We start from the raw sequence: 12,627 nt of genomic DNA on the forward strand, positions 1-12,627 counted from the left end.
ATATATTTTTTTCACTATTTTTACACTTTTTTAACTTTTTATACCATATTTATCCTATTTTGAGATTTTATTTCCAATAATTCTTTGTATTATAGAACCTCCAATCAAGATTATAACAAAGATAATTTTTATAGAATTTCCACTAACAAAATTATCTATAACCCCTAAAATAGTTCCTGCAAGTCCTATAAGAATATTTCCTATAGCATTACATTGTATGTATTTTGCACTATATTTACCTTTTTGATTTTCTCCTTCAAATCTCTTTTTGTTTGCAAATAATATTATCCCTACAACTATTAATAAAAAACTAGCTGCTAAAATAATAATTGAACTTATTTTCATTAGTTTCACCTCATCATCTTAATTTTAAATTCTAAATAACATTATAACATCCATAGCAAAATATGAAATATTATAATTTTATATATTATAAATATATATTATAAATTTTTTTTATTTTTTTGTTGACAATAATATTTTTTTCTCATATAATAATAAATGTCGCCGGGGTGTGGCGCAGATGGGAGCGCGCGTGGTTTGGGACCATGAGGTCGCAGGTTCGATCCCTGTCACCCCGACCAAAAGGAATTGCAAAAGCAATTCCTTTTTTTTATAAAAATCTTTCTTTATTATATGAAAGATACTTATCTTTTATTTTCTTCATTAATATACCTTTCAAAAGCTTCCTTTAAATATATATCTTCTTTTGAAGCCATTTTAAATAAAGAAAAATAAAAAAGGTATAATATTGAAATAGCTATTATAAAAATCATAATCTTTACTATACTCTCCTTTTATAATCTATAACTTATTATTAAATGCTTTCCAAATTTCTTTTTCATTATTCAATTAATAATACATTTTTAAAATTTGTACATAATAACTTTATAAAAATTATTTTCCTAAAATTCTATAAATTTTCTACCTATAAAAACTTAATCAAAAGAAAAATAAATAGAAAGGAGAGAATCATCTATAAAAATTTTAATTTATGATGATTTAATTTATTATGCACAAAAAATATAAAAATTTACTTAACGAACTTATTTATTCCTACTACAATGAAGATTCCTTTGAGGAAAAATTAGAAAATATACTAAATGAAAATTTTTCAAATAAAGAAGAAGGATTAAAAGTTATCTGCTCTTTATGTGGAATTTCTTTAAACAATGTATCTAAAACTTCTCCTTATGAAATAAAAAAGGCTATAACCTCTTATGAAATCAAAAATAATTTAAATGATAAAATATCCTTTTTAAAAGGAAAATGCTCAAAAGATTGCACAGGAGATTGCAAAAGCCTCTGTCCTTTTGATGCTATACTAGTTGACCCTATAGATAATAGTAAATATATAGACAAAGATTTATGTGAAAACTGTGGTATTTGTGTTGATTTTTGTGAAAATGGACACTTTTTAGATAAAGTAGAACTTCTCCCTCTTCTTGAATTAATTAAAAATAACAAACCTGTTATTGCTATTGTAGCACCAGCTATTATTGGCCAATTTGGAGAAGATGTATCTTTAGATATGCTAAGAGAAGCCTTTATAAAGGTAGGGTTTTCAGACATGATTGAAGTTGCCTTTGCAGCTGATATGTTATCTATAAAAGAAGCTCTTGAATTTAATCGTCATGTAGAAAAAAATGGAGATATACTAATTACTTCTTGCTGTTGTCCTATATGGGTAGCACTTTTAAGAAAATCTTATAATGATTTAGTTAAAGATGTGTCTCCTTCAGTTTCACCAATGATAGCTATGGGTAGAGTTATAAAAAAACTAAACCCTAAAAGTAAAGTAGTATTTATAGGCCCATGTATAGCTAAAAAAGCTGAAGCTAAAGAAGAAGATTTACTAGGAGCCATAGATTTTGTTTTAACCTTCGAGGAAGTAAAAGTGCTATTTGAAGCTTTAAAGATAGAACCTAAAAATTTAAAAGGTATTCCTTCTATAGAATATGCCTCAAAGGGAGGAAGAATTTATGCTAAAACTGGTGGAGTATCTAAAGCTATACAAGAAGTTGTAGAGGAGCTTTATCCTTCTAAAGGAAAAATATTTAAAGCAGTACAAGGAAATGGAGTTAAAGAGTGTAAAGAACTTTTAAAAAAGGTACAAAATAAAGAAGTAAAAGCTAATTTTATAGAAGGTATGGGATGCATTGGTGGATGTGTTGGTGGTCCTAAAAGAATTATTGATTCATCTTTAGGAAAAGAAGCTGTAGAAAAACTTGCTAAAAAATCACCTATTAAAATTTCCACTCATAGTCCTATAATGGATGAAGTTTTATTAAGAATTGGAATAAAATCCTTAAAAGACTTTGAAGATAAAGAAAAAATATCTATTTTTGAAAGAGAATTTTAAAAAGCTACCTAATTAGTTAAAAATATTTCTTCTTAACTTAATTAGCATTTATATGTTAAACTGTATTTTGGGGGTGAGGCAATAAATGCTTAAAAATATAAAAGGAGTTATTTTTGACCTAGATGGAACATTAGTCGATTCTATGGATGTTTGGGCTAAAATTGATGAGGATTATTTAAATAATCTTGGATTAGAAGTGCCTAAAAACTTAAAAGAAGAAATTACACATTTAGGCTTTAAAGAGGTTGCTAAATACTTTAAAAAAAGATTTAATATTGAAAGTTCTGAAGAAGAAATAATGAAAACATGGCATGATATGGCTTATGTAGAATATAAAAATAATATAAAACTTAAATCTGGTGCAAGAGAATTTCTTGAGCAACTGAAAAAATCAAATATAAAAATAGGATTAGCAACTAGTAATTCATATCCTTTATTAGAGGTTTGTTTAAAAGAAAATGATATATTTCACCTATTTGATTCTATAACAATTACAGGAGAAGTTCCTAGAGGAAAGGATTTTCCTGATGTTTATCTATTAGCTGCTGAAAGATTAGGCTTAGAACCTAAAGAATGTGCAGTATTTGAAGATATCCTTCCTGCTGTTAAAGGTGCTCTTAGTGCTGGCATGAAGGTTTTCGCTGTAGAAGAACATACAGTATCTGAAGAAGAAAAATCTCAAATAAAAGAACTAGTACATGAATACATAGATTCCTTTAAAGATTTACTTATAAATTAAGTAAAGTACATAATTTAAAGAAAAAAAGCTCAATTAAAATTGAGCTTTTTTTATATTTTTTTTATAGCTTCTTTAATTTCATTTGCTCTGCTACTCCATGTGTTTTCTTTAGCTTCGCTTCTTAAAATATTAAAATAGCTTCTATGTCTTCTTTTTAGCTTTAAAGCCTTATCAATATTTAATAAAAATTCATCAGAATTCTTAGAAACTATACAAGACTCATAATTTTTGCATTCATTTATATCTGTTGTAACTATAGGTTTTTCTAAAGCCATATATTCAAAAATTTTCAAAGGTGATGTTGAATCAGTTATATCATTTTTTATAAAAGGAACCATACATACGTCAAAATGCTTTGAGTAATTTATTAAATCGTCATAATCAATCATTCCAAGATAAGATATATTCTCATAATTTTTTAAATTACTATTATCATAGGAACCATCATAATTCATCCCTATTAAAACTATTTCATACTTTTCTCTTTCCTTTGCTAATTTTTCAATTAAATCATAATCAAACCATTTAGCTAAGGCTCCATAATAACCTATTATATGTCTTCTTTTTCTTAATATAGGTTTAATTTTTTCACCAACAGTATATTTTTTGTTAAAATCCTCTAAATTAACAGCATTAGGAACTAAAATATTATTTTCATCCTGTCCTCTAAAATCATCTACAATATCTTTTAATTTTTTTGCTGTTGAAAGTACTAATACATTTTTAGTATCTCTTAAAAGCTTTTTATGGTCCTCAATCATTTTGTCAGTTATACTATAACCACTTATTTCACTAGATAGTTCATCAACAAAATCATATATAACCTTAAAGCCCTTATCCATATAAGATTTTATCTTTTCGTAATCAACAAAATTCAAGCAAGTTGCATAGACATGTACAAATTTAGCTTTATTGATATCCTTTATAGCCTCAAAAAAAGCTACGTTTAAGCTATATAAATCTAAATTTAAAACATATAAGTTATCTTTTATCTTTTTTATAGAATATATATCATCATTTTTAGAATCACTTCTATATATATATAAGATTTTTTTATTACTAAGGGCTTCTGCTAAATGTTGAGGTCTTTGTTTCATCTCTATATTCCATCCAAAGGAACCATGAAAAACTACAATTTCTTCGAAATCTTCTATTTCTAATATGCTTTTTATCTTTTCATAAAAACAGTTAAACTGTGTTTCAAATAATATTGAACTTATTGCATCTTCAATATATTTAGAAGCTTTAGAACATATTTCATTAAATTTTCCTGATAATATATCCTCCTCTGTTATTTCATTTTTATAATAAGACTTTTCTTCTCCATTCTCGTCTATTTCCTTAGTAAGCTTCATTTTAGAATTTATAAGTTCATTAAGATTTAATTTTTCTATAAGAAAAAGATTTAATTCTCTTTTTTCCTCATAAGTAAAATCATTAATATCTTTTTTTAACATTGTTTCAAAAATATTACTCATAAAAATTCTCCTTATAATAAGCCTTTAATATTATAAATTTTAACATTTGTCTTATAATTAATACACAAAAGAGGATATAATCCATTTTTATGGTCATATCCTCTATTCTTTATTTCCAAGTTGAATCTAAGAATATAAAACCTTCAGATTCTCCTTCATTTTTAACTTCAAAAGAAACTACATTTTCTTGTGTTTCTAATGCAACTAGATTTTGACTTTCTGAAAATATAGCATCTAAGTAATAAATTCCTTCTTTAACATCTAAAGAATCAATTTTAAAAGTGATTTTGTTTTTTCCTTTTTTCCAAGGTATAGAAAACTCATCTACATTACTATTTACAGAAAAAATAAATTGGTCTGCATTTCTATATTCACAAGGCTCTCTATAAGCTCTTCTCATTTCAATTGTAATACCAGCATTTTTAACAGAAGGATTAAAAACTTCATATTCAATAGAAAGATCTATAGAATCACCTTTTTCATAAAACTTTTTCTTATTTTTTATTTCTACATTAATAAGCTCTACGAATTTTCCTACCTCAACTTCTTCCTTATCTCCACTTTTCATAAGTTTATCATAATACTTTTCTACTATGTCAAAAGAAGGGCCAATATCAACAACACGCCCTTTTTCAAGCCAAATAGCCCTTTCACAAAAGGTTTGAACAGTTTCAAGACCATGAGATACATAAAGAACAGTTTTCCCAGCTTCCTTAAATTCATTAAATTTATCCATACATTTTTTTTGGAAACCAACATCTCCTACAGATAATATCTCATCTACAATAAGTATATCAGGATTAATGTTTATAGCAACAGCGAAGGCTAATCTAGCATACATACCACTAGAGTAACTTTTTACTGGTTGATTTATAAACTCTCCTATATCTGCAAATTCTATTATATTATCTTTAACATTATCAACCTCTTCTTTAGTTAATCCCATAAGGCTTCCATTAAAATATATATTTTCCTCTCCTGTAAGCTCTGGATTAAATCCAGTACCTAATTCTAATAAAGAAGAAACTCTTCCATTAACATTAACTTCTCCTGATGAGGGAAAAGAAACTCCTGTTAATATTTTAAGTAAAGTAGATTTACCTGCTCCATTATTACCTATAATACCTACTATTTCTCCTCTATCAACATAAAAAGAAACATCCTGTAGGGCCTTAAACTCCTTAACCTCTTTTTTTGCAAAAGGATTTATTATGCTTTTTATTCTACTTGACTTTGAGTCATAAACTCTGTAATTTTTACAGAGATTTTTTACTTCTATTGCCTTTTCCATTACTTCTCCTCCATTAAGAGTTTAGTATAAGCTCCTTAATGTCTTTTGCCTTTTGTCTCCATGTATTTTGATTTCCTTCTTTTCTAAGAAGTTCTATATATTCTTTAGAATTTTCTAATTCACTAGCTTTTTTAATATTATTTATAAAATCCTCATGTGAATCACTAACTAAAGGTGATTTATACTTTCTACACTCTGGTAAAGCTGTTGTAACTATAGGTTTTCCTAAAGCCATATATTCAAATAATTTTACTGGTGAAGTAGCTTCTGTTATTTCATTTACCACAAAAGGAATTATTGAAACATTAAAGAATTTAGAGTAAGTTGGAAGCTCATTATAATTAACAGTTCCTAAATAATGAACATTATCTAATTTTAATATTCCACTTTTTCCTAAAGATTCATCGTAATCTATTCCTATTAAAACTATTTCGTAATCATCTTTAAACTCTTTTGAAAGTTCTTTTATAAGGTCATAATCAAACCAGCTAGCTAAAGCCCCAAAATATCCTATTATCTTTTTTTTCTTATTAAGGATATTTTTCATCTTATCTGGAACCTTAGTACAGTCAATATTAGCAAAATGCTCATATTGTACTCCATTTGTTACAAGAGCTAATTTATTTTCTCCTCTAATCTCTTTAGCCTCTTTATAAAGCTTATCTGCTGTAGTTACCACATAAACTTTTTCTGTATCACTAAGCATTCTCTTATGACTTGCTTTAATTTCATCTGATATTTTAAAGCCTGCAATATCATCTGATAAATCATCAACATATTCATATATTATCTTAAAGTTTCTATCTGTAAATTTCTTTAACCAACTGTCATACTCAACAAAGGAAGTTGAATATATTTGACCAAAGGCAGGAACTCCACTTTGAGACACTATATCTATTAAACATTCTTGTAGCCAATATAAATCTGTATTAACTAAATAAAGATTTTCCTCCATCTTTTTATAGGTTTGAATATCCTTGTCAACATAAGGTGAAGCTTTATAAAAATATAAAACATTCTCCTTAGCTAAATTTAAAGCTATATGCTGAGGTCTTTGAAACATCTTAACCTCGAAGCCAAAATAAACATCAAAAATAACTATAGCATCATAATTGCCATTTTTTATAGCCCCAGTTATTTCATCAAAGAATATTTGCTTTTGGTCTTCATGTCCTTTTTCTCTGTATTTAAGTAACATTGGCTTTAATACAGGTCTTAATAAATTTTTTATATTTCTTTTTAAACTCATACTATTACCCTCTCATTATTAAATATTTTTATCTATTAATCTATCTAATATAGCAGCTTTTTCTTTCCAAGTATTTTCTAAAGCTTCTTCTTTTAGATAACTATAGTATTCATCTTCTTTATCAAGAGTTAGTGCAAAGTCTAATTTTTCTATGAAGTCTTCATGACTCTTTCCAATTAATACGGATTTATATTTTCTACACTCTCTCATATCCGTAGTAACTATAGGATGACCCATTGCCATATACTCAAAAAGTTTAACAGGACTTGTAGATTCTGTTATATCATTTAATAAGAATGGGATAGTTGATACTGTAAAGTACTGTGAATATCTATTTAGTTCTTTATAGTCAACAATACCTAAATAATGAACATTTTCAATTTCTTCAACTTGACTATCCTTAAAACTATTATCATATAAAAATCCTATTAATACTATTTCATAATTTGGTCTTTCCTTAGCAACTTTTTTAATAAGCTCATAATCAAACCATTTTGCTAAAGCACCAAAATATCCTATTATAGGATTTCCCTTGTTTACTATTTCTTTAAGCTTATCAGGAACCTCATCACTTCTATATTGCCAATGGTCATATTGAACCCCATTTGTTATCATTGCAACATTTTCATTTCCTCTAATTTCTTCAATTTCCTCTATAAGCTTATCTGCTGAACCTACAGCAATATTAGTTTTATCTTCTATAATATGTTTGTGTCTATCATAAACAAAATCAGGTAAATGACCTGATATTTCATCAGAAAGTTCATCTATATACTCATAAATTATCTTAAATCCATTATTTGTGTACTTTTCTTTTATATATTCCTCATCTAGATAAACATCTGTTGAGTAAAGAGATAAAAACTTATGACCTTTATATTCTTTTAAAAGGTCAAACATAGCATTTTGCCAAGCAAAATTAGCCATGTTAACTAAATAAAGTCTATCTTTAAGCTTCTCAACAGTTTTTATATGTGGGTCAAACTGTTCTGATGTTCTATAAAAGTAAAGATATCCATCATCTGTAAGCTCATTAGCCATATGTTGTGAACGTTGAAATAAAGGTATATTCCATCCAACTCTTGAATCAAAAACAACTATAGCTTTAAATTTTTCATTTTTTAAAATATCATGAAATATGGCATTACCCTCTTCATAATTTTTTCTATAAGTTATAGCATTATTATCTAATTTAGTTCTAAGACGTCTTTTTATATATCTTAAAACTCTTTTCATTACTTCAACTAACCCATCTTCTCTAAGAACTTCCGTGGTTCTCCTAGCAATTCTAACTACGCTCATACTATTCCTCCGATTACTTACCCCAAGAATGTCCAAGTATAAGGAATCCTTCCCCTCTATACTTATCATTCAAAGTAAAACTATACGCATTTATTTTTCTATAAACTTCTTCCTCTCCATCTCTTAAGACAAAATCAATATAGTAAACTCCTGCAACTAAATTAATTCTGTTTAATGAAACATTTATTTTATTTAATCCTAAATTAAAAGGAAGATTTTTCATATGGTCTTTACTATTTATACCACAAACAAACTGATCATTTCCTCTAGTTGTTCCTGGTTCATAATCTGTTTTTCTAAACTCTAAAACTATGTTAGGTTCTTTCAACTTATTTGAAATAATCTCATAATTAACATCTAAATCTATTTTTTCAAGATATTTTACCTTCTTAACATTAGATGTGATTTTTATACTATTTATTATGTCGCTTTTATGGTCTTTTAACTGTTCTATATTTGCAGGGTTAAAATTAAGATTATAGTATCTTTCTACTACAATTACTGAATTACCATCATCTACAACCTTACCTTTTTGTAACCAAATTGCTCTATCACAGAACTTCTTAACAGTTCCAAGCCCATGTGAAACATAAAGTATAGTTTTTCCCTTTTTCTTAAACTCATTAAATTTCTCCATACACTTAACTTGAAACCCTACATCACCAACTGATAAAATTTCATCAACTATAAGTATGTCAGGGTCTACATTAATAGCTACTGCAAATGCTAATCTAGCAAACATACCGCTTGAATAATTCTTTACAGGTTGCTCTATAAACTTACCAATGTCTGCAAAGTCAAGTATATCCTTTAATTTTACATCTATTTCTTCTTTTGTTAAACCATTTAAACTTCCATTAAAATAAATATTTTCCATACCTGTAAGCTCCGGATTAAATCCTGAACCTAATTCTAACATAGAAGCCAATCTACCATTTATCTCAATTTCGCCTGAAGTAGGAAAAGCAACTCCTGTTAGCAATTTTAAAAGTGTTGATTTACCGGCCCCATTGTGACCGATAATACCAACACACTCTCCCTTATTTATTTCAAAGGAAACTCCTTTTAATGCATAAAATTCCTTTATATTCTTTTCTCTACCAAAAATATTTCCTATTTTTTCAGCTCTTTTCTGATATAGTTTATATTTTTTGGTCAAATCTTTAACTCTTATAGCAACAGACATATTCTGTACCTCTCTTTTTTATAAAACATCATCAAATTCTGGTCTAAATTTCTTAAATACTTTAGAGCCAAATATGAATAATAGTATAGTAACTACCCAGAAATAAATTCCATATGCTACTCCTACTGTATGTGTACCTAAATATGCATCTCTAAACAAAACAGCTAAATAATATAATGGATTTAATTTTAATATTTTTTCAATCCAAGGCATACTAGCTCCAACAGGTAATTCTCCAGCTTGCCACATAACAGGACACATCCAAAATAAAAATTGCATAAATACAGATATTCCATGTAATATATCAATAGACATAACTACCCATGTAGCTAATAATCTAGATAAGGCCGCTAAAAATATTACAGTTATTATTATTGCATAAATAAGTTTAGGTATGTTTATTAAATCTAAGTTACCATTTATGGCAAATATTATAAAACTTATTACTAACAAAATTAAAAATGTGTAAAAACTAATTACTATCCTAATGGTAGGTAATATTTCTACAGGGAATTTAACCTTCTTAACCAAAAAGGAGTTAACCCTTATGGAACCTGCACCTGACATAATTACGTCTGAAATAAATATCCATGGTATGTACGCTGATACTAGCCATACTAAGTAATTAACCTGTACATTTGAGCTAGTTGTTCTCATTCCTGTCGAGAATATCATCCAGAAAACAGTTATCATAGCTAGGGGTCTAATTATAGCCCATGCCATTCCTAACTTAGAACCAGCAAACTCTTTTTTAAATTCTTTCTTGGATATGCTAAATATCATTCTCCAATGAGAAAAAATACTTTTCTCAATCTCAAGCCAATCCTTCAAGTTGTTCACCTCTGCTTATAATCTATTTTTTTGTAAAATAACTAAACCTAATTATACCACAAATACTCTATTAATATTTATACTTTTGTCTTACAAAATGACAAAATATAAAGTTAATTTACTACTTTTCTTATAAATTAATATTTCTTTTAAAAAAATAATTTATATTTAAAAAAATTCTTCAAAATATAAGCATATAAAAATACAAATATTTATTGTAATCAATTTTATTATTAACATTTCTTATATTTAATACACAAAAAAAGTTAGATGCAAAATTGCATCTAACTTTTAAAAACTTTTAAATTAAGCTAATTTAACTCCATATTTATCTCTTAATTCTTTTATTAATTCTAAATATTTCTTTTGTTGTCTTTCTTGAATTAACATATTAACAACTTGATCTTTAACTTCTTCAAAAGACTTAGTCTTAGCTTCTGATTTATCTTCAACCTTTATTAAGTGATATCCAAATTGAGTTTTAACTGGAGCACTAACTACTCCTAACTCTAAATTAAATGCAGCATCTTCAAATTCTGGAACCATCATTCCCTTTGAGAATGAGCCTAAGTTACCACCTTGCTCTTTTGAAGGACAGCTTGAATATTTATTTGCAGCATCTTCAAAAGATATGCTTCCTGAAGCTATTTCTTCTTCAACTTTCTTAGCTTCTTCTTCTGAAGGAACTAAGATATGCTTAGCTGTTACAGTTTCTAACTCTACAAATCTATCTTTATGTTCTTCATAAAAAGCTTTTGCTTCTTCATCTGTAACAGTAACTGAAGATAAAGTCTTATGCATTACCATTTGAGCTAATAATTCTTTTGTAAACTTATTTAATTGATCTTTAAATTCTTCTGTTTTATCTAAACCAGTTTCTTTTGCAAACTCTGACATTAATTCAAAAGCAATTGCTTGCTCTAAAACTTGTCTTCTACCTTCTTCACTTGCAAGCATAGCTTGTTGTTGTGCTGGGTATCTTGCTATTATCTCATCTATATAGTCTGAAGTTATTTCTGTGTTTCCAACTGTTGCTAAAACTTTCTTTTCCATATGTATTATCTCCTTTTTAATTAAAGTTTTTTCTATACTTCATATATTAACATACATTTAAGGAATTAAAAAGAAATTCTGAGTATTTTCCTAATATATAATATAACTTTATAGTTCATTAAAAAACTCTCAAATATTTAATTAAAAATTTTTACTATTAATAGAGTTAATTTTTAATAATAAGTAAGTACTATTTGATATAATAATATATCCTTATTTATTGATAATTAATAATTACTATTATATAATATATTTAATTAAATATTCATGCTAAATATTTATCATTTATATTAAGGAGGATTTTTATGGCAATTGAAATAAACAAATTAGCTCCAGATTTTAAGCTTATGGGGTCAGACAATAAAGAACATTCTTTAAAAGACTATAGAGGGAAAAATATAATCCTTTATTTTTATCCTAAAGACAACACTCCAGGTTGTACTACTGAAGCTTGCGACTTTAGAGATAATATTAATAAATTTAATGAGTTAGATACTATAGTTTTAGGTGTTTCTAAAGATTCTTTAAGTTCTCACGATAAATTTATTAACAAACTTTCTCTTCCATTTACATTACTTAGCGACCCTAAGGAAGAAGTATGTCAATTGTATGATGTAATAAAAGAAAAAAATATGTATGGAAAAAAATATATGGGTGTAGAAAGAAGTACTTTCCTAATAAATAAAGATGGAATATTAATAGCAGAATTTAGAAAAGTAAGAGTTAAAGGTCATGTAGAAAAGATTTTAGAAAAATTAAAAGAATTAAACTAATAAAAAAAGCTTAGTGAATATTCACTAAGCTTTTGGTGGCTCGAGCAGGAATCGAACCAGCGACACGAGGATTTTCAGTCCTCTGCTCTACCGACTGAGCTATCGAGCCATAAAATAAAAACCTGGCGACCACCTACTCTCCCACACAGTCTCCCGTGCAGTACCATCGGCTTCTATAGGCTTAACCGTCGTGTTCGGAATGGGAACGGGTGTTACCCTAAAGAACATCATCACCAGATGTTTAAAAGAACTTTGTTCTTTCAAAATTGCACATATTTAATTTACTATATTTGGTCAAGCCCTCGATCTATTAGTATCGGTCAGCTGAACATGTTACCATGCTTACACCTCCGACCTATCAAC

Annotated in this window: 12 protein-coding genes, 2 tRNA genes and 2 rRNA genes; 4 read left to right on the forward strand and 12 right to left on the reverse strand. The window is 27.4% G+C overall.

Annotated elements, in window-relative coordinates; genetic code table 11:
• Positions 1 to 54: 54 nt before the first annotated feature.
• On the reverse strand, positions 55 to 345 hold the full coding sequence (locus tag AC4FQV_RS07005) for a hypothetical protein (protein WP_491139744.1): 291 nt from the start codon (positions 343 to 345) through the stop codon (positions 55 to 57).
• Between the two features lie 163 nt (positions 346 to 508).
• Here AC4FQV_RS07005 and AC4FQV_RS07010 point away from each other — a divergent pair.
• A tRNA-Pro gene (locus tag AC4FQV_RS07010) sits at positions 509 to 584 on the forward strand.
• A gap of 63 nt (positions 585 to 647) precedes the next feature.
• Here the strand turns inward: AC4FQV_RS07010 and AC4FQV_RS07015 are convergent.
• Complete coding sequence (locus AC4FQV_RS07015) at positions 648 to 776, reverse strand: hypothetical protein (RefSeq protein WP_491165179.1); 129 nt, start codon at positions 774 to 776, stop codon at positions 648 to 650.
• Between the two features lie 236 nt (positions 777 to 1,012).
• On the opposite strand from AC4FQV_RS07015, the gene AC4FQV_RS07020 reads away from it, so the two are divergent.
• Complete coding sequence (locus AC4FQV_RS07020; RefSeq protein WP_491165180.1) at positions 1,013 to 2,362, forward strand: [Fe-Fe] hydrogenase large subunit C-terminal domain-containing protein; 1,350 nt, start codon at positions 1,013 to 1,015, stop codon at positions 2,360 to 2,362.
• Positions 2,363 to 2,447: 85 nt separating this feature from the next.
• A complete protein-coding gene (locus AC4FQV_RS07025; RefSeq protein ID WP_491139747.1) occupies positions 2,448 to 3,101 on the forward strand; it encodes an HAD family hydrolase in 654 nt (217 codons plus the stop codon).
• 50 nt (positions 3,102 to 3,151) lie between these two features.
• Here the strand turns inward: AC4FQV_RS07025 and AC4FQV_RS07030 are convergent, their stop codons facing one another.
• From AC4FQV_RS07030 to AC4FQV_RS07060, 7 genes are all read right to left on the reverse strand, one after another.
• Entirely contained in the window at positions 3,152 to 4,579 is a 1,428-nt protein-coding gene (locus tag AC4FQV_RS07030; protein WP_491139749.1) for a glycosyltransferase, read from the reverse strand.
• Between the two features lie 109 nt (positions 4,580 to 4,688).
• A complete protein-coding gene (locus AC4FQV_RS07035) occupies positions 4,689 to 5,870 on the reverse strand; it encodes an ABC transporter ATP-binding protein (RefSeq protein ID WP_491165181.1) in 1,182 nt (393 codons plus the stop codon).
• A 13-nt stretch (positions 5,871 to 5,883) separates the two neighbouring features.
• On the reverse strand, positions 5,884 to 7,119 hold the full coding sequence (locus tag AC4FQV_RS07040) for a glycosyltransferase (protein ID WP_491165182.1): 1,236 nt from the start codon (positions 7,117 to 7,119) through the stop codon (positions 5,884 to 5,886).
• Positions 7,120 to 7,137: 18 nt separating this feature from the next.
• Positions 7,138 to 8,421, reverse strand: a complete 1,284-nt coding sequence (locus AC4FQV_RS07045; RefSeq protein ID WP_491139753.1) for a glycosyltransferase — start codon at positions 8,419 to 8,421, stop codon at positions 7,138 to 7,140.
• Positions 8,422 to 8,434: 13 nt separating this feature from the next.
• The gene (locus AC4FQV_RS07050; RefSeq protein WP_491139754.1) at positions 8,435 to 9,607 is read right to left on the reverse strand and encodes an ABC transporter ATP-binding protein; all 1,173 of its coding nucleotides are present in this window, start codon (positions 9,605 to 9,607) and stop codon (positions 8,435 to 8,437) included.
• Between the two features lie 18 nt (positions 9,608 to 9,625).
• The gene (locus AC4FQV_RS07055) at positions 9,626 to 10,447 is read right to left on the reverse strand and encodes an ABC transporter permease (protein ID WP_491139755.1); all 822 of its coding nucleotides are present in this window, start codon (positions 10,445 to 10,447) and stop codon (positions 9,626 to 9,628) included.
• Positions 10,448 to 10,744: 297 nt separating this feature from the next.
• The gene (locus AC4FQV_RS07060; protein WP_491139756.1) at positions 10,745 to 11,491 is read right to left on the reverse strand and encodes a peptidylprolyl isomerase; all 747 of its coding nucleotides are present in this window, start codon (positions 11,489 to 11,491) and stop codon (positions 10,745 to 10,747) included.
• A gap of 305 nt (positions 11,492 to 11,796) precedes the next feature.
• On the opposite strand from AC4FQV_RS07060, the gene bcp reads away from it, so the two are divergent.
• Complete coding sequence (bcp, locus tag AC4FQV_RS07065) at positions 11,797 to 12,264, forward strand: thioredoxin-dependent thiol peroxidase (protein ID WP_491139757.1); 468 nt, start codon at positions 11,797 to 11,799, stop codon at positions 12,262 to 12,264.
• A gap of 33 nt (positions 12,265 to 12,297) precedes the next feature.
• Here the strand turns inward: bcp and AC4FQV_RS07070 are convergent.
• The 3 genes from AC4FQV_RS07070 to AC4FQV_RS07080 form a co-directional block, all read right to left on the reverse strand.
• Positions 12,298 to 12,373, reverse strand: a tRNA-Phe gene (locus tag AC4FQV_RS07070).
• An 11-nt stretch (positions 12,374 to 12,384) separates the two neighbouring features.
• A 5S ribosomal RNA gene (rrf, locus tag AC4FQV_RS07075) occupies positions 12,385 to 12,502 on the reverse strand.
• Positions 12,503 to 12,554: 52 nt separating this feature from the next.
• Positions 12,555 to 12,627 (reverse strand): 23S ribosomal RNA (locus AC4FQV_RS07080); the annotation flags it as partial.

The sequence above is a fragment of the Clostridium sp. TJA038 genome (assembly GCF_058310255.1).